At 66.4% G+C, this 23,591-nt stretch carries 24 protein-coding genes and 1 tRNA gene; 12 read left to right on the top strand and 13 right to left on the bottom strand.

Annotation, left to right across the window (positions count from 1 at the left end):
- Nucleotides 1-137: 137 nt before the first annotated feature.
- Entirely contained in the window at nt 138-401 is a 264-nt protein-coding gene (gene crgA, locus ACQP0C_RS00100; protein ID WP_433729350.1) for a cell division protein CrgA, read from the bottom strand.
- Between the two features lie 208 nt (nt 402-609).
- Between crgA and ACQP0C_RS00105 the strand changes: the two genes are divergently transcribed.
- The 3 genes from ACQP0C_RS00105 to ACQP0C_RS00115 are packed head-to-tail and all read left to right on the top strand — an operon-like array spanning nt 610 to nt 2,416.
- Nucleotides 610-1,254, top strand: a complete 645-nt coding sequence (locus tag ACQP0C_RS00105; protein ID WP_433729352.1) for an aminodeoxychorismate/anthranilate synthase component II — start codon at nt 610-612, stop codon at nt 1,252-1,254.
- Nucleotides 1,251-1,940, top strand: a complete 690-nt coding sequence (locus tag ACQP0C_RS00110) for a RibD family protein (protein ID WP_433729354.1) — start codon at nt 1,251-1,253, stop codon at nt 1,938-1,940. Before ACQP0C_RS00105 ends, ACQP0C_RS00110 begins: the two co-directional genes overlap by 4 nt.
- A gap of 26 nt (nt 1,941-1,966) precedes the next feature.
- Nucleotides 1,967-2,416, top strand: coding sequence for a deaminase (locus ACQP0C_RS00115; protein WP_433729356.1), 450 nt, complete (start codon nt 1,967-1,969; stop codon nt 2,414-2,416).
- A gap of 27 nt (nt 2,417-2,443) precedes the next feature.
- Here the strand turns inward: ACQP0C_RS00115 and ACQP0C_RS00120 are convergent, their stop codons facing one another.
- The 8 genes from ACQP0C_RS00120 to ACQP0C_RS00155 form a co-directional block, all read right to left on the bottom strand.
- On the bottom strand, nt 2,444-2,863 hold the full coding sequence (locus ACQP0C_RS00120) for a CBS domain-containing protein (RefSeq protein WP_433729358.1): 420 nt from the start codon (nt 2,861-2,863) through the stop codon (nt 2,444-2,446).
- A gap of 113 nt (nt 2,864-2,976) precedes the next feature.
- Nucleotides 2,977-4,884, bottom strand: coding sequence for a Stk1 family PASTA domain-containing Ser/Thr kinase (pknB, locus tag ACQP0C_RS00125; protein ID WP_433729360.1), 1,908 nt, complete (start codon nt 4,882-4,884; stop codon nt 2,977-2,979).
- Nucleotides 4,881-6,404, bottom strand: coding sequence for a protein kinase domain-containing protein (locus ACQP0C_RS00130; protein WP_433729362.1), 1,524 nt, complete (start codon nt 6,402-6,404; stop codon nt 4,881-4,883). The genes pknB and ACQP0C_RS00130 overlap by 4 nt, the downstream gene beginning before the upstream one ends.
- A 37-nt stretch (nt 6,405-6,441) precedes the next feature.
- Nucleotides 6,442-7,908, bottom strand: coding sequence for a peptidoglycan D,D-transpeptidase FtsI family protein (locus ACQP0C_RS00135; RefSeq protein ID WP_433729364.1), 1,467 nt, complete (start codon nt 7,906-7,908; stop codon nt 6,442-6,444).
- Nucleotides 7,905-9,380, bottom strand: a complete 1,476-nt coding sequence (locus tag ACQP0C_RS00140) for an FtsW/RodA/SpoVE family cell cycle protein (protein WP_433729366.1) — start codon at nt 9,378-9,380, stop codon at nt 7,905-7,907. The genes ACQP0C_RS00135 and ACQP0C_RS00140 overlap by 4 nt, the downstream gene beginning before the upstream one ends.
- Nucleotides 9,380-10,864: a PP2C family protein-serine/threonine phosphatase gene (locus ACQP0C_RS00145; RefSeq protein WP_433729368.1), complete on the bottom strand. Its 1,485-nt coding sequence runs from the start codon at nt 10,862-10,864 to the stop codon at nt 9,380-9,382. The genes ACQP0C_RS00140 and ACQP0C_RS00145 overlap by 1 nt, the downstream gene beginning before the upstream one ends.
- On the bottom strand, nt 10,861-11,328 hold the full coding sequence (locus ACQP0C_RS00150) for an FHA domain-containing protein FhaB/FipA (RefSeq protein WP_069165345.1): 468 nt from the start codon (nt 11,326-11,328) through the stop codon (nt 10,861-10,863). The genes ACQP0C_RS00145 and ACQP0C_RS00150 overlap by 4 nt, the downstream gene beginning before the upstream one ends.
- A 202-nt stretch (nt 11,329-11,530) precedes the next feature.
- A complete protein-coding gene (locus ACQP0C_RS00155; RefSeq protein ID WP_433729370.1) occupies nt 11,531-12,949 on the bottom strand; it encodes a DUF3662 and FHA domain-containing protein in 1,419 nt (472 codons plus the stop codon).
- Between the two features lie 224 nt (nt 12,950-13,173).
- On the opposite strand from ACQP0C_RS00155, the gene ACQP0C_RS00160 reads away from it, so the two are divergent.
- Nucleotides 13,174-13,256: transfer RNA gene (locus tag ACQP0C_RS00160), tRNA-Leu, on the top strand.
- A 294-nt stretch (nt 13,257-13,550) separates the two neighbouring features.
- Nucleotides 13,551-14,270 (top strand): DUF3592 domain-containing protein, encoded by a 720-nt coding sequence (locus ACQP0C_RS00165; protein ID WP_433729372.1) that lies wholly within the window; start codon nt 13,551-13,553, stop codon nt 14,268-14,270.
- Nucleotides 14,271-14,384: 114 nt separating this feature from the next.
- Here ACQP0C_RS00165 and ACQP0C_RS00170 read toward each other — a convergent pair whose 3' ends face one another.
- Nucleotides 14,385-14,870, bottom strand: coding sequence for a carboxymuconolactone decarboxylase family protein (locus ACQP0C_RS00170; protein WP_433729374.1), 486 nt, complete (start codon nt 14,868-14,870; stop codon nt 14,385-14,387).
- A 163-nt stretch (nt 14,871-15,033) separates the two neighbouring features.
- Between ACQP0C_RS00170 and ACQP0C_RS00175 the strand changes: the two genes are divergently transcribed.
- From ACQP0C_RS00175 to ACQP0C_RS00190, 4 genes are all read left to right on the top strand, one after another.
- Entirely contained in the window at nt 15,034-15,927 is an 894-nt protein-coding gene (locus ACQP0C_RS00175; protein WP_433729376.1) for an RNA polymerase sigma-70 factor, read from the top strand.
- A gap of 77 nt (nt 15,928-16,004) precedes the next feature.
- Entirely contained in the window at nt 16,005-17,312 is a 1,308-nt protein-coding gene (locus ACQP0C_RS00180; RefSeq protein ID WP_433729378.1) for a YhgE/Pip domain-containing protein, read from the top strand.
- A gap of 239 nt (nt 17,313-17,551) precedes the next feature.
- The gene (locus tag ACQP0C_RS00185) at nt 17,552-18,220 is read left to right on the top strand and encodes an EamA family transporter (protein WP_433729380.1); all 669 of its coding nucleotides are present in this window, start codon (nt 17,552-17,554) and stop codon (nt 18,218-18,220) included.
- A 26-nt stretch (nt 18,221-18,246) separates the two neighbouring features.
- Nucleotides 18,247-18,456: an EamA family transporter gene (locus ACQP0C_RS00190; RefSeq protein ID WP_433729382.1), complete on the top strand. Its 210-nt coding sequence runs from the start codon at nt 18,247-18,249 to the stop codon at nt 18,454-18,456.
- Between the two features lie 161 nt (nt 18,457-18,617).
- Here ACQP0C_RS00190 and ACQP0C_RS00195 read toward each other — a convergent pair whose 3' ends face one another.
- On the bottom strand, nt 18,618-19,481 hold the full coding sequence (locus tag ACQP0C_RS00195) for a polysaccharide deacetylase family protein (RefSeq protein WP_433729384.1): 864 nt from the start codon (nt 19,479-19,481) through the stop codon (nt 18,618-18,620).
- A 56-nt stretch (nt 19,482-19,537) separates the two neighbouring features.
- Between ACQP0C_RS00195 and ACQP0C_RS00200 the strand changes: the two genes are divergently transcribed.
- Nucleotides 19,538-19,906, top strand: a complete 369-nt coding sequence (locus ACQP0C_RS00200) for a MerR family transcriptional regulator (RefSeq protein ID WP_433729386.1) — start codon at nt 19,538-19,540, stop codon at nt 19,904-19,906.
- Between the two features lie 91 nt (nt 19,907-19,997).
- A complete protein-coding gene (locus ACQP0C_RS00205; protein ID WP_433729388.1) occupies nt 19,998-20,765 on the top strand; it encodes an SDR family NAD(P)-dependent oxidoreductase in 768 nt (255 codons plus the stop codon).
- A 16-nt stretch (nt 20,766-20,781) separates the two neighbouring features.
- On the opposite strand, the gene ACQP0C_RS00210 is transcribed toward ACQP0C_RS00205, so the two are convergent.
- Nucleotides 20,782-21,417 (bottom strand): class I SAM-dependent methyltransferase, encoded by a 636-nt coding sequence (locus ACQP0C_RS00210; RefSeq protein ID WP_433729390.1) that lies wholly within the window; start codon nt 21,415-21,417, stop codon nt 20,782-20,784.
- Nucleotides 21,418-21,486: 69 nt separating this feature from the next.
- Between ACQP0C_RS00210 and ACQP0C_RS00215 the strand changes: the two genes are divergently transcribed.
- Nucleotides 21,487-22,911 (top strand): hypothetical protein, encoded by a 1,425-nt coding sequence (locus ACQP0C_RS00215; RefSeq protein WP_433729392.1) that lies wholly within the window; start codon nt 21,487-21,489, stop codon nt 22,909-22,911.
- Here ACQP0C_RS00215 and ACQP0C_RS00220 read toward each other — a convergent pair.
- On the bottom strand, nt 22,904-23,545 hold the full coding sequence (locus tag ACQP0C_RS00220; RefSeq protein WP_433729394.1) for a TetR/AcrR family transcriptional regulator: 642 nt from the start codon (nt 23,543-23,545) through the stop codon (nt 22,904-22,906). The genes ACQP0C_RS00215 and ACQP0C_RS00220 overlap by 8 nt on opposite strands.
- Nucleotides 23,546-23,591 lie beyond the last annotated feature (46 nt).

Consider the following 23,591-nt stretch of genomic DNA (forward strand, 5'->3'; position numbering starts at 1 on the left):
GGGATCCACGCGTCACTTTCCCCAATCGTTCCTCGAGTTGTCCACACGGTTATCCACAGGTGTGCATGAATGACACGTCTGTAATCCCAGCCGTAGCGATTGCTTGTAGATCGCTCGAAAGGGTCGGCTGTGGCTGGTCAGCGCCACCGCATGGTCATGATCAGGCCGATGACCATCAAGCCGAAGCCGATCAGGAAGTTCCACGCGCCCAGATCCGCCATCCAGGTGATGTGGTCATTGGCGAGGTAGTAGACGAGCAGCCAGAGCAGCCCGGCCAGCATGAAGCCGAGCATGATCACGACGTACCAGACCGGGGACGGTCCTACCTTCACCTTCACCGGCGTGCGGCTGGCGGGATTGATCGTGTAGTCGGTCTTCTTACGGACCTTCGACTTGGGCATGTCGTCCTCGTATTCGGCGTTCAGGTCGGGTACCGGCGGGCGGCATTCGGTTGAATTATGGTGCCCGGCTCGCTCACGGCGGTCCCCGATCCGGCGAATACGCCGAAGGGGCCGGGCGAGGGCTCAGGTCCCCTCCGGTCTGCCTCTAGGCTATCCCAACAGGTAATGGATGCGACGGTCCGCCGGGTCGCCACGTAATCTCGACAGCATGCGTGTTCTGGTCGTCGACAACTACGACAGTTTCGTGTTCAACCTGGTGCAGTACCTCGGCCAGTTGGGTGCCGAGGCCGTGGTCTGGCGCAATGACGATCCGAAGCTGGCCGACCTCGATGCCGTTGTCACCGAATACGACGGCATCCTGATCAGCCCCGGCCCGGGCACCCCGGATCGGGCCGGCGCGAGCATCGACCTCGTACACGCCTGCGCCCGGCACAGCATTCCGCTACTCGGGGTGTGTCTCGGTCATCAGGCCATCGGCGAGGCGTTCGGCGGCACCGTCACCCGCGCGCCGGAACTGCTGCACGGCAAGACCAGTTCGGTATTCCACCTGGGTACTGGCGTGCTCTCGGGTCTGCCCGACCCGTTCACCGCGACCCGATACCACTCGCTCACCGTCCTCGAGGACACCTTGCCCGCCGATATCGAGGTGATCGGCCGCACCGAGACCGGAATCGTCATGGCCATGCGGCACCGCGCGCTGCCGATCCACGGTGTGCAGTTCCATCCCGAATCGGTGCTGACCCAGGGCGGGCACCGGATGTTGGCGAACTGGCTCGAGGTATGCGGCGAGCGTCCGTCGGAGGGGTTGGTGGAGATGCTGGAGGCGGAGGTTGCGGCACTGGTGACCCAGTGACGCATGGGGTCCGGCCCTATGTCCTGCTGTCGGTCGCGGTCAGCGTCGACGGGTATATCGACGACGCGAGTCCGCACCGGCTGAAGCTGTCGAATGCGGCGGATTTCGATCGGGTCGATCAGGTCCGCGCGGATTCCGACGCGATCTTGATCGGCGCGGAGACGCTACGTCGCGACAATCCCCGATTGCTGGTCAACAGCGCGCAACGGCGGGCGGCGCGCATCGCGGCGGGTAAGCCGGAGTACCCGCTGAAGATCGCCGTCAGCGCGCGCGGTGATCTGGATCCCGAACTGCGGTTCTGGCATCACGGCGGCGGCAAACTCGTCTACACCACCACCGCCGGTGCGGCGAAGCTCGGCACTCGGCTGGCCGGTCTCGCCGAGGTGGTCTGTCTCGGTGCCGAAATCCAGCTCGGCGCATTGCTCGATGATCTCGGTCGCCGCGGCATCGCCCGGCTGATGGTCGAAGGCGGCACGCGCGTCCACACGGAATTCCTCTCGCGGGACCTGGCCGACGAATTGCAGATGGCGGTCGCGCCGATCGTCGTGGGACACGCGGCGGCACCGCGCTTCCTCGGCCCGGCCGCCTACCCGGCGCGCAGAATGCACTTGGCCGATGTCACGCAGATCGGTGATATCGCGCTGCTGCGCTATCTGCCGCGAGAGTCCGACGCGCATGAGCGCTGAGTGTCCCCAACCGCGGAGGTCTTTCGATGTCGGCTGATGTCCAATTCATGCGCCGGGCAATCGAGCTGGCGTGGCTGTGCCCGACCAGTCCGACGGCATTCTCGGTCGGTGCGGTCATTGTGGCCGACGGCGTGGAAATCTCGACGGGCTACTCGCGGGAGACCGATGCGAAGGTCCACGCCGAGGAGTCCGCGCTGAACAAACTCGACGCGAACGATCCGCGGCTCGCCGAAGCGACGATCTACTCCACCCTGGAACCGTGTTCACAGCGCGCCACCGCGACACGGCTGCCGTGCACCGACCGGATCCTGCGGGCCGGGATCGCGCGAGTGGTCATCGCCTGGCGCGAACCGGCCACCTTCGTGACCAATTGCGTCGGCGTGGAGAAGCTGCGCCAGCACGGCGTGGAGGTTGTCGAACTCGCGGAGCTGGCCGAGGAGGCGATGTCGATGAATCGCCACCTGGATCTTTCGTGACGGGTGCCGAATCCGTCGTGACCCGAGCTACGGCCTGCCGTAGATCGCCGTGACGAACTCGCTGAGCTGGTTGTCGTCGAGGTGGCGTGCGAGGTCGGCCTCGCTGATCATCCCGACCAGCCGCTTGGCTTCGATCACCGGCATCCGCTTGATCCGATGACTTTCTATCTGATCCAGCACCTCGTTGACATCGGCGTCGGCGTCGACCCACCGCGGGGTCGCCGCACAGAGCTCCTCGGCGCGGGTGGTCGATGGCGCCCGGCCCTGGGCGACGCATTTGACCACGATGTCGCGGTCGGTGATGATCCCGCACATCCGTTCGTTCTCATCGGCGATGACCAGTGCGCCGACGCCGCGTTCGGCCATTACCCGCGCGGCCTTGCCGACACTCTCGTCCTTGGAAATCCACTCGGCCCCTGGCTTCATGATGTCCCTGGCGGTGGTCATGGGGCTGCCTCCTGTTCCACGGTGGGTTGGGGATGGGCAGCCCCATTCTCGCGCCGATCAGACCGTGCGGTCCGTCTCTCCGCGCATTTAGGCGCTTGACCTGGGCGCCGATATCACGGCGGACCGAGGACGTAGATGGTGACCGATACCGTTCCGTTCTTCGCGATCGACGACCCCGCCGCGGGCTGCTGGCTGACGACCCGCCCGACGCTATTGGTATCGAAGGTGCCCTGGGCCGACTGACTGATCTGTGCCGTCGAGCCGGTCCACCCGGCCTGACGCAGTTTGTCCACAGCCTGCGCCGTGGTCAGCCCGATCAGTGACGGCATGGTGATCTGGTCACCGGTGGAGACCTGCACGGTCACCGTCGACCCCTTGTCGGCGGTGGTGCCGCCGGCCGGATTCGTCGCGATCACCTCGCCCTTGGGCTTGGAGGAGGGCACCTCCTGGACGGTGATCTTGAATCCGGCGCTGTCCACCAAATTCGGCTGCGCCACGCTGATGTCCTGCCCGACCACATTCGGCACCCGGATCTGTTCCGGTCCGGAGCCGAGGATCACGACCACGGCCCGGTCGACATCGACCCGGTTGCCCGCCGACGGCTCGGTGCCGATCACCTTGTCGGTTTCCTGCGCACTCGACGGTTTGCGCTGCACGGTCGGATCCATTCGCAGGCCGCTGGCGTTGAGCTGCTGCTCGGCCTGCTGCTGGGTCATGCCGTCCAGTCGAGGCACCGGGACCTGCGCCGGTCCGCTGGAGACCTGCACGGTGATGGTGCTGCCCTTATCGACCCGGGAACCGCCGAGCGGCTGGGTCGAGATGACATTGCCGGTGGCCACCTTGCCATCCGGCTTCTGCTGGATGGCCACCGTGAAGCCGGCCTTCTGCAATGCATCCTGAGCCTGCTGCGCCGTCCTGTTCGAAAGGTCTGGCACGGCAACCTGATCCGGGCGCGCACCCGGCCCGATCAATACCCAGAACAGGGCGAATGCCACGATGACCGTGGCCGCGGCACCGAGTGCGATGTAGAGATTGCGGCGCGGATTCGCCGGTTCGGCGCGTTCCTGCTCGGCGGTGTCGTCATTGCGTTCGACGGTCCGGAAGTTGCGCGGCGGCGGTTCGTTCGAGCCGAGGATGGTGGTGCGGTCCTCGTCGGTCATCACCATGGGCGCGCTCGGCTTCTGCCCGCCGAGCACCCGGATCAGATCGGCGCGCATCTCGGCCGCGGACTGGTACCGATTGGCCGGATTCTTGCTCATCGCTTTGAGCACGACGGAGTCCAGCTCGCGCGGCACCCCGTTATGGACATGCGAGGGCAGCCGGGGGTCCTCCCGGACGTGCTGGTAGGCCACGGCGATCGGGGAGTCACCGGTGAAAGGCGGCTCGCCGGTCAGGATTTCGAACAGCACACAGCCGACGGAATAGACATCCGAGCGGGCGTCGACGGTCTCACCGCGCGCCTGCTCGGGCGAAAGATATTGCGCGGTACCGATCACGGCCGCGGTCTGGGTCATCGGATTGGAGCTGTCGGCGATCGCCCGCGCGATGCCGAAGTCCATCACCTTCACCGCACCGGCCCGGTTGATCATGATGTTGGCCGGCTTCATATCGCGGTGCACGATCCCGGCCTTATGGCTGAAATCCAGTGCGGCGCAGACGTCGGCGACGACCTCCATGGCCCGGCGCGGCGGTATCGGCCCCTTACCGCGCACGATGTCGCGCAGCGTCTCACCGTCGACGTACTCCATCACGATGTACGGCAGCGGGCCGCCGTCCACCTCCGCCTCACCGGTGTCGTAGACCGCGACGATGGCCGGATGGTTCAGTGCGGCGGCGTTCTGTGCCTCGCGCTTGAAGCGCAGATAGAACGTTGGGTCGCGGGCGAGGTCGGCGCGCAGCACCTTGATCGCCACGTCGCGGCTGAGTCGCAGATCACGTGCCTTGTGCACTTCGGACATGCCGCCGAACCCGATGATCTCACCCAGCTCGTAGCGGGAGGAGAGATTCTTCGGGGTCGTCATGGTTGTCCTTGCGGAGTAGCAGCGCCGGGGGTGGCCGAGGGTCCTCGGGCACCGGGACTATCCGGAAATGGTAAGTCGAGCGTAGGGAACCACGAGCCTCTGGTGGTGGTGGACGGATTCGTTGTTCTCGACGATTTCGTCGTAGTCGGCGCCGTGGTGCTCGGTATCGTCGTCGGCGGCTGTGTTGTCGTCGGCGGCGCTTCCGTCGTCGTCGGCGGGGGCGGGGCCGGTCTTGTCGTGGTGACGATGGTCGTGGGCGGCTCGGTGGTTGTCGTGGTCGGCGGCGCGACGACCGGCGGCGGCACAACCTTCGTGGTGGTGGTCGGGCGCACGGTATCCGGATTGGTATCGCCACCGAAGAGCAGCCAGAGCACCAGACCGACGAGCAGCACCGCGCCGACGGCGACTCCCGCACCGACCTTCTGGCCGGTGGTGAACCTCGAAGTCTCCGGACCGGGCGCCGGGTTGGCGCGTGTGGCGCCGGAACCCATCACGGTCCTGGGGGCGCCGGCTGGCGTTTGTCTGGTCGAACCGGTGCCCGCCACACCCATCGGGGTGGGCGGGGTGTTGTACCGGATCGTCGGGCCGTCGTGGTCCTGCGACGGCAGAATCACCGTCGGACCGGGCGGCAGCACCCGGGTCGCACCGGTCGCCATCGGTGCGCCGGTGGCGACCGGCGGTGGTGGGCGGCGTCCGGCACGCACGGCGGCGACCGCGTCGGCGAATTCGCCGCCGCTGGCATAGCGCAGGGCCGGATCCTTGCCCATGGTGATCTCGATGAGCTCGCGCACATTGGGCGGCAGATCGGACGGCATCGGCGGCGGGGCCTCGCGCACATGTTTCATCGCGACGGTGATCGCACCATCGCCGGTGAACGGCCGTTGTCCGGCCAGCGCCTCATACCCGACTACACCCAGTGCGTAAACATCGCTGGCCGCGGTCGCGTCCTCGCCGACCGCCTGCTCCGGCGCGATGTACTGGGCGGTGCCCATCACCATGCCGGTCTTGGTCACGGGGGAAGCGTCGACCGCCTTGGCGATGCCGAAGTCGGTGATCTTCACCTGACCGGTCGGGGTGACCAGGATATTGCCCGGTTTCACGTCACGGTGCACGACGCCGGCGGCGTGTGCGACCTCGAGCGCGCGGCCGGTCTGCTCCAGCATGTCCAGCCCCTGGACCACCGAGAGTCGGCCGAGCCGGTTCAGCACGGTATTCAGCGGTTCGCCCTGGACCAGTTCCATGACCAGGTAGGCGGTTTCGCCACCGCTCGGATCGAGGGTCTCACCGTAGTCGTAGATGCCGGCGATGCCGGGGTGATTCAGCTGGGCCGTGGTCTTGGCCTCGCTGCGGAACCGGTGCCGGAACGTGGGGTCGGCCGAGAACTCCGACTTGAGCACCTTCACCGCGACCCGGCGGTCCAGCCGCGTGTCGAGCGCCTCCCAGACCTGGCCCATACCGCCCGTGGCGATCAGGCGTTGCAGGCGATATCGGTCGGCGATCATCGCGCCGTTGTTCAGCATCCCGGCCCCCGTACATCCACTCGCACGTTCATATCTCTCAGCGCCCTCGCAAACCGGCATCGAGCACCGCGCGGGCGATCGGCGCGGCCACCGAGCCACCGGTAGCGGCCAGCGCCCGATCGCCGCCGTTCTCCACGATCACCGCGATGGCGATCTTGGGGTTCTGTGCGGGGGCGAAGGCGATGTACCAGGCATGCGGTGGCGTATTGCGCGGATTGCTGCCGTGCTCGGCGGTTCCGGTCTTAGAGGCAATTTGGTACCGGGTTTGGCCGTGTCCGACGGTGTTGTCCTCCGACGCGATCATCAGGTTGGTCAGGGTCGACGCTACCTGGGCGCTCACGGCTTGTCCGACTGAGACGGGTTTATTTTTCGAGAGCTCGCTCAGATCGGGCCCCTGCAGCTGGTCGACCAGGTACGGCTCCATGCGGACGCCGCCGTTCGCGACGGTCGCGGCGATGACCGCATTGTCCAGTGGGGTGAGCGCGACGTCGCGCTGGCCGATGCTGCTCTGGGCCAGTGCGGCGTTGTCCGGAATCGGGCCGACGGTGCTCTCGGCCACCGGAATCGGGATGCCGCGATGCGCGCCGATGCCGAATGCGGCGGCCTCATCCTTCAGATTCGAGGCGCCGACCTTGAGGCCGAGTTCGACGAAGGCGGTATTGCAGGATCTGCGGAAGGCCTCGGTGAGCGTCGCGGTCGGGCCGTTACCGCAGGTGGCGCCGTTGTAATTCTCCAGCGTCGTGCTGGTGCCGGGCAGGGTGATGTTGGGTGCGGCGGTGAATTGGTCATCCGGGGTGGCGGTGCCGTTGGCCAACGCGGCGGCGGTGACGACCACCTTGAAGGTGGAACCCGGCGGATAGGTCTGCGACACAGCACGATTCAACATGGGTTGGCGCTGGTCCGCACTGAGCTCTTCCCAAGACTTGGTGCCCTGGGCGCCATCGTGGCCGGACAGCAGGTTGGGATCGTAGCTGGGGGTGGAGACCATGGTGAGAATCTTGCCGGTGCTCGGCTCGATCGCCACCACGGAACCGGTGAAGCCCTTGGCGGTCAACTGCTCGTAGGCGACCTGCTGCATCATCGGATCCAGCGTGGTGAGCACATTGCCGCCGCGCGGATCCCGACCGGAGATCATATCGATCAGGCGGCGCCCGAACAGCGAGTTGTCCGAGCCGTTGAGCACCGTATCCTCGGCGCGCTCCAAACCGGTGCTGCCGTACTGCATCGAGTAGAAGCCGGTGACCGGCGCGTAGGCCTGCGGATCTGTGGGATAGGTGCGCAGGTACTTGTAGCGGTCCTCGGTGGCGACCGAACTGGCCAATACGGTGCCGCCCGCGGAGATCTGCCCGCGCTGGCGCGCGTACTCGTCGAGCAGTACGCGGGAGTTGCGTGGATCGGTGCGGTAGTCGTCGGCCTTGATCACCTGCACGTAGGTGGCGTTGATCAGGAGCGCGACGATCATGAGCATCACCGCGACCGCGACCCGTCGTAGCGGTGTGTTCATTCCTGCGCCCTCGCTTCCGGTTTGCGCAGGAGTTCGGTCGACGCCTCCGCGATCGGGGCCACCGGATCCTTCTTGCGCACCGGCGCCGGGGCACGAGCCGCGTCGGACACCTTGATCAGCAGGGCCAGCAGTGCGTAGTTGGCCAGCAGTGACGAACCACCGTAGGACATGAACGGGGTGGTGAGACCGGTCAGCGGAATCAGTTTGGTGACACCGCCGACCACCACGAACAGCTGGATCGCGATGGTGAAGGCCAGCCCCGCCGCCAGCAGCTTGCCGAAGCTGTCGCGCACGGCCAGCGCGGTCCGCAGTCCGCGCACCACAAACACCAGGAACAGCAGCAGCACCGCGGCGAGTCCGAACAGGCCGAGTTCCTCGCCGATGGTGGTGATGATGAAGTCGGTCTTGGCGAACGGCACCTGCGAGGGCCGCCCGCTACCCAGGCCGGTGCCCGCGAGTCCGCCGGTGGCCAGGCCGAACAGCGACTGCGAGATCTGGTAGCCGGTGTTGTTGTAATCGGCGAACGGGTGCAGCCAGGTCTGCGTGCGCACCCGCACATGGCTGAAGGCCTGGTAGGCGAAGAAGAATCCGATGGTCAGCAGCACGCCGCCGATGACGAGCCAGCCGACCCGTTCGGTCGCGATGTAGAGCATCACCAGCACCGTGCTGAAGATCAATAGCGAAGTGCCGAGGTCCTTTTCGAAGACCAGCACGCCGATGCAGACGATCCAGACCACCAGGATCGGCCCGAGGTCGCGGGCGCGCGGGAACTCCATGCCGAGGAAGTGCCGCCCGGCCGCGGTGAACAGATCGCGCTTGGCGACCAGTACCGAGGCGAAGAAGATGATCAGCAGGATCTTCGCGAATTCACCCGGCTGCACACTCAATCCGGGCAGCCGGATCCAGATCTTGGAGCCGTTGGTCTCCGAATACGCGCCCGGCAGCAATGCCGGAATCGCCAGCGCGACAAGGCCGATGAGGCCTAGGGTGTAGCTGTAGCGCGCCAGCGTGCGGTAATCGCGCAGCACGACCAGGATCGCGATGAAGATGATCATCCCCAGGCCGGTCCACAGGATCTGTTGATTGGCATCGGGGGAGGGGATCGGCCACGAGTTGTACACGGCGGTCTGCGCATCGGCGAGATCGAGCCGATGGATGAGTACCAGGCCGAGCCCGTTGAGGAGCGCCGCGATCGGAAGTAGGAGTGGATCGGCGAATGGAGCGAAGCGCCGCACCGCCAGATGTGCCACGGCGAACAGGGCGAGAAAGGCGAGTCCGTACTTGGCTATGTCCAAGGTGACCGACTGTTCCTGGCTCGCCTCCACCAGGAACAGTGACACGGTGACGATCACTGTCGCACCGGCGAGCAGTAAGAGTTCGGCGTTGCGTCTGGTCGACGGCGGCGGCGCGGGCGCGAATCCGCCAGGGGGACTGGGAAAGGCCCCAGCGGACGGCGGTGCCGGAGCGGACATCAGTCCGTCACCCGGCAAGGCTCCCCCGCCGTCTGGGGGTTCGACGACGCCGTCGTCGTCGGGGTCTTGACGTCGGGGATCTTGGTCTCACCCGGCTGCTGCGGTGCAGGCGGCTGATGGTTCTCGCTGGTCGGCGCGACAGTCGTGGGCGCGGGCGCACCGGGCGCCGCCGGCGGTTCGGCGGATGGAACGACGCCGGGCTGCGGCACCGCCTCCTTGGGCGGGCAGACGGGCAGCAGTTCCTTCTGCGCCAGTGTCTGCATCTGCTTGCGGGCGTCGTCCAGCGAACCCGGCGGCAGACCCTTGTCCACCTGATCACGCCCGGTCTGCTTGAGATCGGACACCTTGAGCGGCTTGCATTTCGCCGGCAGACCCTCATTGGGCTGCTTCAGCGTGAGGGCTCCGGTGGCGTCGACACAGCCGACGGATTCGACCTCATGGATCGAATATCCGAGCACCGAACCCGGGAGTCCGCGCAGGATGACGACCTGGCCGTTATCCGCACCGACGTAGTAGTTGCTGCGAATCATCTTGTAGCCGACCAGCAATCCGACAGCCGCGGCCACCACCAGGGCGACCGCGAGCAGGATCCAGCGCAGCCTATGGGATTTACTCGGCGGGGGCGTCTCGGGTGCGGCGGCGGAGCGGCGCGGCTCCGCCCGCGGCGGGCGCATCGCGGCGGCGCGACCGGCGGCGGTATTCGGCGGCGGGGTGTCCTCGTCCTGACCGGAGGCCGCACCCGCGACGATCGGATGGCTCTGCCCGTAGTCCAGATCGATGACATCGGCGACGACCACGGTGACGTTGTCCGGGCCGCCGCTGCGCAGCGCGAGCTCGATGAGCCGGTCGGCGCATTCGTCGGTGCCGCCCTCGCGCATGGTGTTGGCGATGGTCTCATCGCTGACCACATCGGAGAGTCCGTCGGAGCACAGCAGATAGCGATCGCCCGCGCGGGCCTCGCGCATGATCAGCGTCGGCTCGATCTCGTTACCGGTGAGTGCGCGCATGATCAGCGAACGCTGCGGATGGGTATGCGCCTGCTCGGGAGTGATCCGGCCCTCGTCGACCAGCGACTGGACGAAGGTGTCGTCGCGGGTGATCTGGGCCAGCTCGCCGCCGCGCAGCAGATAGGCGCGGGAGTCGCCGATATGGACCAGGCCGAGCTTCTTGCCCGCGAACAGGATTGCGGTGAGCGTGGTGCCCATGCCGTCGAGTTCGGGCTCTTCCTCGACGTGATCGGCAATGGCGGCATTGCCCTCATGAGTCGCGGTATTGAGCTTGCCGAGCAGATCGTCACCGGGTTCGTCGTCATCGAGATGGGCCAGGGCGGCGATCATCAACTGCGATGCCACCTCGCCAGCGGCGTGGCCGCCCATACCGTCGGCTAGTGCGAGCAGCCGTGCGCCCGCATAGACGGAGTCCTCGTTGTTGCCTCGGACAAGACCGCGGTCGCTGCGCGCTGCGTAGCGGAGAACAAGTGTCACGATCGCAGCTCGATCACTGTTTTGCCGACACGGACGGGGGTGCCGAGTGGAACTCGGACTGCGGTGGTGACTTTCGCGCGGTCGAGGTAGGTGCCGTTCGTCGAGCCGAGGTCTTCGACGTACCAGTCGTCACCGCGCGGTGAGAGCCGCGCATGCCTGGTAGAGGCGTAATCATCGGTGAGTACCAGCGTTGAGTCGTCCGCACGTCCGATCAGCACCGGTTGGGTGCCGAGCGTTATGCGAGTGCCGGCGAGTGAACCTTGAGTCACCACAAGAAATTTGGCGCCCTTCTGGCCTCGGCTGAAAGACGGCAGCACCGCGGAACCGCGAGCGGCCCTGGGCTGGATCCGGATGCCGGATGCCGCGTAGATGTCGCTGCGCAGGGTGCGCAACACCGCCCACACGAATAACCACAACAGCAGCAGGAACCCCGCACGGGTCAGTTGCAGGATCAGTCCCTGCACGGCGCTCCACCTCCTGTTCGACCGTGTACGTCGGTGCCCGTAGGTGCGAGTTCGCCCCCACCGGCTTGCTGGTTTCGCGAGCCCCGGTCCTGGCGACGCGCGTGTGTTGGCAGCATCATAGGGCCGTGGGTCGAGTTCGATCACGATACGGCCGCAGAATCCCTGTACGCCATGTCGTGACCTGCACCGCGAGCTTACGGGATCAGACGATACGGATCAGGATCTCGGAATGCCCGGCGCGGATCACGTCACCGTCGGCGAGCTGCCAGTCCTGAACGGGTGAGCCGTTGACGAGGGTGCCGTTGGTCGAACCGAGATCGGAGAGCATCGCGGTCTGTCCGTCCCAGCGAACCTCGATGTGGCGGCGCGAAACTCCGGTATCCGGCAGTCGGAAGTGCGCGTCCTGACCGCGGCCGATGATGTTGCTGCCCTCGCGGAGCTGGTAGGTGCGGCCGCTGCCGTCGTCGAGCTGCAGCGTCGCGGAGTAGCCCGAACCGGCTTGTGCGCCACCGCCATACGCGGGGGCCGCATAGCCGCCGCCCTGCCCGCCGTAGCCGGGCTGTTGCGAATAGGCCTGGCCGTAGCCGCCCTGCTCGTCCTGCGCGCCGTAGCCCGGCTCGCTGTAACCCGGTTCCGCGTAGCCCTGCTCGCCGTAGCCGGACTGCGCGTAGCCCTGCTGTCCGTAGCCCGGCTGCTGACCGTAACCACCCTGGTCGGCATAGCCCTGCTCGCCGTAGCCGGACTGGCCGTAGCCCTGCTGCCCATAGCCTTGTTCGCCGTAGCCCTGCTGGCCGTAGCCCGGCTCCTGGTAGCCCTGCTGGCCGTAGTCCTGATCGGCGTAGCCACCCTGCTGCTGGCCGTAGCCGCCGCGCTCGCCGTAGCCCTGCTGGCCGCCGCCGTAGCCCGGCTCCTGGTAGCCCTGCTGACCGTAGCCCTGGCCACCCTGCTGGTAGTCGTAGCCGTTCTGGTAGTCGCCGTAACCCTGCTGCGAGTCCGGTGCTTGGTAGTCGGAGCCACCGCCATAGGGCGCGCCGCCCCGGCCGTAGTCATCGCGGTACGCACCGTTCGGCGGCCCGGGCCGCCCCGTCGGCGGCGGTGCGTACCCGCGGTTGCGTGGATCGGACTCCGCGGGCTCACGGCTTGGGTCGTAGCCTGAGTTCTGCGTCATGGGGCCAGCTCCTGGTTGCGGGTTTGCAGGTCGTTGTGGCAGGGGTTCGGGGCTGCGAGCCGGGGTGGCTCTGCGGCCGATGTCGGGATCGACCCGACCGCTGGCCCTGAACTGTCCGGTGTGCAGCGTAGGTGATGCCTCGAATGCCACGTGTACTTCGCCGTAGGTCTGCCAGCCTTGTTCGCGGATGTAGTCCTGTAGGTGTTTGGCGAATGCGCGGGTAGTGAGGTCGTGGTCGGCGTCGAGTTGTTGGTGATCAGAGCTGTTTATGGTGATCACATAGCTGTTGGGCGCCAACAGATGTCCGCCGCCCAGATCCTGGATGTTGTCGGCGGCTTCCTGCTTGAGTGCCGCCTCCACCTCCTGGGGTACGACGCTGCCCCCGAAAGCCCTGGCGAACACGTCACCGACGGCGCCTTGCAGGCGACGCTCGAATCGCGAAACGATGCCCATCTCGGCCTCCCTTCGGTGAGCGTCTGTACTGATTCATAACAACGACACACGTATATGGCGTGTCGCGTATCGACCACGTTCATTGCATGATATCCACGATCGTCCACACCTGTAACTCCTGGAAAGTCCGGCGGGTTCCCGCGGCTGTCGAGCCAGCGCCGCAGGGCCGCCAACAGGCGATTTCGTGTCGCGCCGACCCGCGTGATACTGTCTCCCAGTCGCTCGGGCGAGTGGCGGAATGGCAGACGCGCTGGCTTCAGGTGCCAGTGTCCTTCGGGACGTGGGGGTTCAAGTCCCCCTTCGCCCACAGAGATGGTAGGGCCGCAGGTCAGAGGGTTTTCCTCTGGCCTGCGGTTTTTTCGTCGACGGGACTTGTTGACGTCTGTGGGCGTGCGTTGACCGCATGATCCCTGGGGGATGGCTTTACGGTCGCCTTACACAAGTGGTTCCTCTTCTCCGGCAGTGGTTTTGGCGCTATTGGCCGCCCGATGAGCACGGCGCGGATCAGGCACGATCGGGCGGCGGATTCGCCGCCGTGCTACGCCGGGCGGGTCTGAGTCGATAACCGTCTAGGTGAACGACGGCGATCGGACTCGAAGACATGACAGATCTTGGAACCACCACCCCCATGACGTTTCATGCGACGCGAGGTGCGCTCATTGCCGGCGCGATCGGGATCGCCATCGCGTTGGCGGCCGTGGTGTGGGGTGTGCTGAGCATGTGGACGCTCGAGGGCACCGCGCGTACCGACGGAACCGTGATGTTGGCTAGTTCGGGCGATGGCCGGGTGGTCGAATTCGCCGTCGACGGAACGCGGTATACGACCAGCACCTCGGCATACAGCGTGCTGCACACCTACTCGACCGGTGAGCGGGTGCCCGTCGCCTACAACCCGAAGGATCCCGCCCACGCGGAGGTGGCGGATCTGCACTCGACCTACGGCGGACCGCTGTTCGCGGGTGGATTCGGCGTCCTGGTCGTCGCCGCTGGCACCGCCGGGTACGTCTGCGGGCGACGAAAGATGAAACTGCGGGAATGGCTCGATCAGCGCGGTCGGGAAATCTGGGTCCCGGCCGAACACACCCGGGTGCGGGTGACCCACCATGACTGCCACAGCCACCGGCCGTTGGTTTTCGTTCTGCGGGCCACCTGGGTCGACCCGATATCGCGGCGCACCATGCACGCGGACAGCGATATGTTGCGCGCGGATCCGAGTGAACTCGTGCGCTCGCGCGGGCGCGTCCGCGTGCTCTACGACCCGGCGGATCCGACCCGCAATCGCATCGATTTCGATCACGAACCGCAGTTAGCGGAGCTCTGAGCCAGGCCGACCGGCTGCCGGTCCGGTCACAGTTGCCGCAGCCAGGACAACGAACCGATGTGACCTGCGAGCTCGGCCCGGATCGAATGATCCGGGCCGAGCTTCGCGTGCCGATCAGTTCGAGGTGTCGGCGAACATGCCGGGCTCGTAGGAGCCGCCCTGCTGGCGCACGATCACGCCGAGCCGGTTGGCCGCATTGATCTGGGCGATCAGTGCGACCATTGCGGCGATCTGATCGTCGTCGTAGTGCTTGCGCACGTCGGCCCAGGTCTCGTCGGAGACGCCGCGATGGGCGTCGGCGAGGCGGGTGCCCTCCTCGGCCAGCGCGAGCGCCGCCCGCTCGGCCTCGGTGAACACGCTGGACTCGTGCCAGGCCGCGACCAGGTTGATGCGCACCGCGGATTCCCCGGCGTGTGCGAGGTCCTTGCTGTGCACGTCGCTGCACCATCCGCAGCCGTTGATCTGACTGACGCGCAGCATCATCAGATCCTGGGTGGTCTTGGGCAGCGTCGACTGGAGGATTACCAGGCTGGCATTACCGAACCGCTTGAAAAACTTGGCGCCGATCTCGTTTGCGGACAGATTGATACGGGCTTCCATGATGGGTGGCCTCCTGCTTCGGATGACTGAACGCACACAAGATGCCGACGCCCCGAGCCCTGTGACGCGGCGAAAATGTGACGTGCGGCACAACATCTCGGCGTCACAGAACGGTGGCGACCGGTGTCTGGTGGGGACACAGTCGAGAGTGAAGAGGACCCCCATGGCCGATACGTCGCGCGACGACCGCCCGGACCCCGCCACCGAGGCCTTCCTCGCCCACCGCAACCTGCTGTTCACCGTCGCCTACGAGATGCTCGGCTCGGCCGCCGACGCCGAGGACGCCCTGCAGGAGACCTGGCTGCGCTGGGTGAACGTCGACCTCGCCACGGTGCGAGACCAACGGGCCTACCTGGTCCGGATCACCACCCGCCAAGCACTGATCCGGCTGCGCACCCTCGGCCGCCGCCGAGAGTCCTACATCGGCCCGTGGTTGCCCGCACCGCTGCTCACCGCGCCCGATGTCGCCGAGGACATCGAACTGGCCGACAGCGTCTCCATGGCCATGCTGCTCGTACTGGAAACACTCACCCCCACCGAGCGCGCGGTATTCGTACTCCGCGAGGTCTTCGACATCGCCTACGACGAAATCGCCGAAGCCGTCGACAAAACCCCCGCCGCGGTCCGCCAGATCGCCCACCGCGCACGCACCCACGTCGCCGCCCGGCGCCCACGCGGACCCGTATCCCCGGCCCAAACCCGAAACGCCCTCGAGGCATTCCAATGGGCGATCGAAACCGGCGATCTGCAAACCCTGTTCGATATCCTCGCGCCCGATGTCGTTCTCCTGGGAGATGGCGGCGGAGTCAAACAGGCCGCGCTGTCCCCGGTCGTAGGGGCCGACAGCGTGGTCCAAGTGCTCGGCCGCATCGCCGCTGCCGCATCGCTGCAGGGGGCACAGGTCAATGGCTATCCGGCGCTGATCGTCCGGATGGACGGCGAGATCGACACCGTTATCGCCGTGCGGATCGACGACGGCGTCATCACCGGACTCTATGCCGTGCGTAACCCTCAGAAGTTGTCGCACATGTGGCGCGAGACGGCACTGCGCCGCTGAGCCCGGACGCCCCCGAGACGGTCCGACACTCGAGCAATCACCCCCATCGGTCATGGCCCAGCAATTACGGTGCTGTCATGACGAACCCGGAAGAGGGCGATCACACGACCGGTCGGCGTTCGCATGTACGGGTGTGGCTTGTGCCCGCCGTGGTGGTTTCGCTGCTCATGACCCTGCTGGCCACCATGTACCTGGCCTATGTGGTCGACCCGTCGAAGCATCTGCACGGCTTCCCGATCGCCCTGGTCGATCAGGACTCCGGGGATGTGCTCGGCGGGCAGCCGACCAATGTGGGCAAACAGATCAGCGACGCACTCGTACAGCAGATTCCCACCGACAAGATCGACCTGCGGGTACTCGGTATCAACGAGGCTCAGCACGAATTGAATTCGGGGAATGTGTACGGGGCGATCGTGATTCCGAGCGATTTCACCAAGCGGCTGGGGATCTTCGCGACCGCCAGCGTGGTCCCCGGAGACGTCAGCCAGCCGATCATCACCGTGTACACCAATCCACGGACCGGGTCGTTCTCACCGCAGGTCGTGCAGACCGTCGCCGGGAGCGCACTGGCTCGAGCCAATCAAACGGTCGGCAAACAGCTGACCGACACCGTGCGGACCCAACTGCAATCCTCCGGGGGCGGGCAGGCACCCGAACTGGTCGGCCTGAGCCGGTTGATGTTGGCCAAACCGATCGATGTGGTCGTCACGCCGTTCCATCCGCTGCCCGCGGGCACCGGCGGCGGGCTCACCGCTTTCTTCTACACCATGATGGTGCTGCTGGCCGGGTTCACCGGCGCCATGGTGATCAATGGCATGGTCGATTCCTCGCTCGGCTTCGCGCCCACCGAATTCGGCCCCTGGTACGTGCACTATCCACCGACACCGATTTCCCGGCTGCACACTCTCCTGCTGAAGTGGGGCATCATCACCGGCACCGCGCCGGTGGTCGCGGCCATCTTCATGGGCATCGCGCGTTGGCTGGGGATGCCCATCGACCGGCCGCTGATCCTGTTCCTCTACAGCACCTTCGCGATCATCGCCGTCGGCGTGACCGCACTATCCATCGTGTCCGCGCTCGGCACCGCTGGCATGCTGATCAACCTCATCCTGTTCATCGTGCTCGGCCTGCCTTCCTCCGGAGGCACCATTCCGGTCGAAGCGCTGCCGAAATCCGTTGCCCGGCTCGCCGATTTCGAACCGATGCACCAGGTGTACCTCGGCATCCGCGCCATCCTGTATTTCAATGCCGACGGCGCCGCCGGACTCAGCCGGGCGAGCTGGATGACCCTGCTCGGACTCGCCATCGGACTGTCGCTGGGCGCGATCGTCACCCGCTACTACGACCGCAAGGAACTACACCGCGCACCCGCCGCGGCCCGCTGATTCGCCTCCGTGCGGAGACGGTGCGCACCGCCGCCCGGAAAACCGGATGACAGCCGCATTCCGCGCTCCTTAATATTCGGCCTATGTACCGATGCGTACCGATCACCCCGCCGGCCGCCGCCTGAGCGGGGTGTAGGACCGCGCGTACCGCCTCGTAAGTGAGTGCGCCGCTCGGGCATTGGTTGTGCACCTCGCTTCCGCGACCTCAATCCCTTCTGTCGCAGGAGCGCGAACTCTTCATGTCCACATCTGTCTCTACTGCCGGTCGCTCTGGGCTCGCCTGCCTTGTCGGCGCCGGGCTCTTAGCGGGCACCGGCGGGCTGCTCGGCAGCCTCCTTCATCGCGCGACCGGCCTTTCGCCGGTCGCCGTCGCCACCTGTCGGCTCACCGTCGGCGGGCTCTTGCTGATCGCGGTACTCACCGTGACCCGACGGCCCTGGCCGCGAGACATCGCGGCGTGGCGAAGGATCGGTGTGATCGCGGTGCTTGCCGCGACCGTCCAGGCGAGTTTCTTCGGTGCCGTCGCGGCATCGTCGGTGAGTCTGGCGACCCTGATCACCATCGGGATGTCACCGGTGGTCGTCGCACTGCTGGAACAGGTGACCGGCAGGCGCGTCCTGGATCGTCGGCGTGCCGCGACCATCGTGATCGCACTGTTCGGGTTGATACTGCTGGTCGGCGTGCCGCCGGACCACGCGGATGCGGGCGGGATATTCGCCGGTGCGGCAATGGCATTGATATCCGCCTGTGCCTTCGCGACGATCACGGTGATCAGTGCCCGACCGGTGCCCGGGCTCGACGTAATGACCACAACGGGTTTCGGCATCACCGGCGGTGCGCTGCTGCTGATACCGGCCGCGGCAATATCGGGATCACATTCGCTCCGACTCCGCGCAGCATTGCCCTGATCGCTGCGCTCGGGTTACCCACCGCGTTGGCATACACCCTGTACTTGCGCGGGCTTTCCCAGGCCGGTGCGGGCACGGCCGCGGTATTGGCCCTGCTCGAGCCGCTGACCGGCACGGTATTGGCCGCGGTGATACTCGGTGAACGGCTGACGCCGACCGGGTTGGCAGGCGCGGCGTTCCTGACCGCGGCACTGGTGCACACCAGTTTTCAGCCGCGAAACGGCGAGCCGGTGTAGATGCTTCGGCTGGCGGTCCTTCACTCCGAACTCGATACCGCCGCTGGCGCGTTGCCGCCAGCGGCGGAACATCACGTGGACGAAGATACGGGTGCCGATGCCGCGCAGGCCGTTTCGATTTCTGTTTCATCGGTGTAGCGGCAGCGGGATTCGGTGATGGGTCAGGATGTCGAGTTCGTTGCGTAGTGCTCGGCTATCTCATCACTGGTGGTGAGCCATACACCCGGATGGTTCGCTACATAGTCCAGTGCCTGCTCCAGATATTTGATGCGGAAGGCCTGGCCGATGACGAAGGGATGCAGGGCCAAGGCCATGACGCGGCCGCTGTCGGCGGACTCCTCGTAGAGCCGCTCCAGTTGGTCCTTGACGATCTGGACGAAATCCGGGCCGCGCAAACCGGTTCCGAGGAACAGGCTGTTGTCATTGAGTTCGACCGAGTACGGAACGCTCAGCACGCCGGGAACATTGAGCCGATACGGCTGGTCGTCATTGGTCCAGTCCAGCACGTAGTCGAGGCCGAGTTCGGCGAGCAGCGCCGGCGTGTTGAAGGTTTCGGTAAGTGCGGGGCCCATCCAGCCACGGGGGCGGCGCCCGGTCGCGCGTTCGATGGTTTCGACGATCTCGGTCAGGTAGGCGCGCTCGTCATCGATCGGCATATCGGCTTGGAAGATCGAGTTGTTCTTACCGTGCGCCAACCAGGTCCAGTTCCGTTCCCGCCCGGCCGCGATGATCTGCGGATTGTGTTGGGCGACATCGGAGTTGAGCAGGGCGCTGGCGCGGATGCCGTACTTGTCCAGCGCCTGTATCACCCGCCAGACGCCCACCCGGGGACCGTAGTCACGCCAGCCGTAGTTCAGCGGATCCGGAGCGAGGGCCGAGGTGCCGGGGAAGATGCTGGTCGAGGGCCGGTCGACCTGATAATGCTCGATATTGAGCCCCACGTAGAACGCGACGCGGGCAGCGCCTGGCCAGTGGATGGGTGTGCGGTCGACGATCGGGCTGTAGTCGAAGAGTGCGCTGTCCATGCCGCCTATGCTGGAACCCTCACATACATGTGAAGGTCAACTGCGAGGTGGAACCCATGCGAATCGGAGAGCTGTCGAAGCGCACCGGCACCTCGCGGCGGCTGCTGCGTTACTACGAGGAACAGGGCCTGATCGTCGCCGACCGCTGCGCCAACGGCTATCGCACCTATGACGACCGATTCGTCGACCGGGTGCTGCAGATCCGCGGCCTGCTCGACGCCGGCCTGCCGACCCGCATCATCAAACAGATCCTGCCCTGCCTGGACAAGCCCCGCACCATCTACTTCCCGGACGCGACTCCGGAAATGCTGGCCACCCTGGAACGCGAGCGTGATCGCATGTCCGAGCGCATCCGCTGCCTGTCCCGCAACCGCGACGCCATCGCCGAATACCTCGAGACGGTCAGGGAAAACGCCACGTCCTGATCGCGGCTCGAGCGGCGTCACCATGGGGTGGCCGTCCCGATGACTCGGCGAACCTGTTGACTCCCAACGAGAACCTGTTCTAATTTTTGGCATGCGCAGATATGAGGGTCGCCGGGTATTGGTCACCGGAGCGGGATCGGGCATCGGGCAGGGCATCGCCCTGCGGCTACTCGACGAGGGGGCGACATTGGTCGCCGCCGATATCGATGCGGCGGGGCTGGAGACCACCGCGGCGAAGGCGGGTGACGCGGCCGATCGGCTGCGGACCGTCGAGGTGAATATCGCCGATATCGAATCGGTGCGCGCCGCCACGGGCGAGGCGGTCGAATTCCTCGGCGGCCTGGATGTGCTGGTCAACGCGGCGGGCATCCTGCGTCCGGCGCGCACCGAGGATATGCCGCTCGAAGCGTGGAACCAGGTGATCACGGTCAACCTCACCGGCACCTTCCTGATGACCCAGAGTGCGCTGCCCGCGCTGTTGGAGTCCGGACACGGCGTCGTGGTGAACCTGTCCTCGACCGCGGCCCTGAGCGCCGCCCCCTATCTTGCGGCCTATGCGGCCTCGAAGGGCGGGGTCAACGCCTTCACCCACGCCATCGCGCTGGAATACGCCAAGCAGGGCCTGCGCGCGGTGAATATCGTGCCGGCGGGCATCACCAGTGGGATCACCACCAAATCGATTCTCGATCAGCCGGAGGGCTTCGATCCGACGTTGTTCTCCCGGTTGACCGGCTGGCTCAACGGCGGTGCGCTGGGCAATCCGGAAGATATCGCGGGTGTGGTCGCGATGGTCGCCTCCGATGACGGCCGGTACATGACCGGTACCGAGATCCGCATCGACGGCGGCGCTCTGATGTAGTCGGGCCGTGCGGTGGTCAGGCGGGTCGAGCGACGAGCAGGTGATGCGGAATCGGCGGATGGGCCAGCCGCTGATGGTCGACGGTGCAGCCAGCGCGTTCCAGTGCGGCGATCACCTCGGCCACCGGCCGCAGCGTGAAACCGTATGCGGTGAACGGCATTTTCGCCATCGCGTCCGGATCGCCGATGCCGACGACGAGGCAGCCGCCGGGACCGATGACGCGCACGAGTTCCTGACAGGCGGCATCCAGGTCCGGCACGAAGTAGATGGTGTTGACGGTGATGGCGGCATCGAGTGCGTTATCGGCCAGCGGCAGTGCGGTCATCGGTCCGTCCGCGAGTCGCATTCGGCCCGAATCGATTTCGCTCGCGAACTTGGTCCGCGCCCGGGCCAGCATGTCCGGGGATATCTCGCAACCGTGCACCGTGCCATTGGCGCCGACGCGCTCGAGCAACATGGAAAGACCTGCGCCGCCGCCGAATCCGATATCGGCGACCGTCGCACCGGAGGCGACTCCGGCCGCCGCGACCGCACCCGCGATGGCGCGATGGTTACCGCGATTGAGAATAAAGGCGAAGCCCTTGCCGAGCGTCCCGTGTGGGTTGCCGAGTTGACCCGCGATCGTGGACAGGACCCGGTCCCGAATACTCATGCCGGTCATCGTATCGACCGGCATCGGCGCATCGGACATGGCAAGACAGACCGAATGGACCGCTGATTGATGAACCTGGGTAACTCGTTTTTGGGGCTTCTCGCCGCCGCAGTTCTGGCACTCGCGCCGACAGGCACGGCCGACGCGGCGGGATCCTGGGGTCCGCTGGCGCCGCCCAATCCGTATCTCGGCCCACTCGGGACCGCGACCATGCACGGTGATGCCGGATCCTCGGATGCGACGCCCTTGGCCGGGCCCGGTACGGGCGGGATTTCGGTGGCCGGATACCCATTGGCATCGGCATGTCCGACGCTGCTGCAGGGTTCGGACAACCTGGTTGTCGCACTGTGCACACCCGTCATCGGCCAGACCCCGACCATCCATCTGCTCGATCCGTCCTTCGGCGGTCCGGTCGGCACGCCACTGGCCTCGCTGGAGATCGCCAAGGGCAGCCTGCTCGGCGGCGTCTACGCCTACCTCGACAATGCCGACCGCCTGGTCATCGTGGACGGCAACCGCACCCTGCTGCGCGTCGGCCACGCGCGCGACGCGGCGGGCAAGTGGCGGTTGTCGATCGCCTCGTCCACCGATCTCGGCTCGGTGATTCCGGAGGGCGACAACGTGACCGGATTGGTGCCGGACTGGTCCGGCAATGTCTGGTTCGCCACCGGCAAGAGTGTCGTCGGGCTGGTGACGCCCGCGGGCGCGGCGGCCACCATCGCACTGCCCGCGGGTGAGTCGGTGGCCAACAGCATTTCATCGGCGCCGAGTGGCCGGGTCGCGGTCGCCACCACGCACGCGCTCTACGAGCTGCATGCGGATGCGGCCGGAGGGCCGGAGATCCTGTGGCGGGCCGCCTACGATCGCGGGTCGGCGCGCAAACCGGGACAGCTCAGCTGGGGCACCGGCTCCACGCCGACCTACTTCGGGCCGAATTCCGGCGCGGACTATCTGACCATCGTCGACAATGCCGACGGACAGGTCCACGCCTTGGTCTTCCGTTCCGGCAGTGGGCAATTGGTGTGCTCGCAACCGGTGCTCACCCGGGGCGGCGCGGGCAGCGAGAATTCGCCTGTCGGTATCGGGCGCTCCGTGTTCGTCGCGAGCACCTACGGCTATCCGTACCCGGCCGTCCCCGAGGGCGCGGGTCCGGCCGTTCCGGCCTCTGCACCGTTCGTCGGGGGGATGACCAGGGTCGATGTCGACGACAGCGGCTGCACCACGGTGTGGGACAACACCGTTCGCAGCGCGGCCGTCCCACATCTGTCCACCGCCGACGGCTTGCTCTACACCGTGACGCGCGTCGGTCTCCACATCACCACCCCGCTCGACGGCTACGCCTTCACCGTCGTGAATCCGGATACCGGCGCGGTGCTGTCGAACCGGCCGCTGGCCGGCACGATCGTCGACGACCCGCTGCAGACCTCACCGTTGATCACCCACGACCGCAAGATTCTGCAGGGCACGGTCACGGGAATCCTGCGCATCAGCTGACACGCCGGTCACCGGCCTTCGGGCCGGTGGCCAAACCCCGCTCGATGACCGCGAGCATGCGCTGTATCGCCTGGTCCTTGCCCGCGTCGTCGAGGTCGTCGAGTACGCCATCGATAATGAGGGAGGCCATGCCGTGCACCGATGACCAGGCGGCGTATTCGGCGTCCGGCCGGTCGGCGGAATCGAGGAATCCGACGGCGACGAGTTCGTCGAGGACGCTGGCGAGCAGTTCGAAGGCCGGCGACGGTCTCTGCTGGTCGGCGCAGAAGGCGGTGCGGAACAGGCCCGGCTCGCGCAATGCGAAGGTGATGTAGCCCCGACCGACCGCTCCCAGTCGGGTGATCGGATGCGCTTGCGGCCCGAGACCGGCCATCGTCTCGGCCATTGCGCCGAACAGGGTCCGCTGAGCCTGTTCCTGCGCCGCATTGAGCAATTCCTCGTGATTGGTGAAGTGTCGATAGGCCGCGGTCGGGGTGACGCCGACGTGGCGGGCGGCGGCGCGCACGGTCACCGCCTCGGGTCCGCCGGTTTCCGCGAGTTCGGCGGCGGCGAGCACGAGGGCATTGCGCAGGTCGCCGTGGTGGTAAGGGCCGGTACGGGCGGAGCGCTTCGTCGCTACTTCCGAATCTGTCATCGCATCGATGTTGACATGTGTACACATCTCGTGGCAAGTTAACACC

Origin of the sequence: Nocardia sp. CA-129566 (assembly GCF_050956075.1) — a bacterium.
In the GTDB taxonomy this organism is placed as follows: Bacteria; Actinomycetota; Actinomycetes; order Mycobacteriales; family Mycobacteriaceae; genus Nocardia.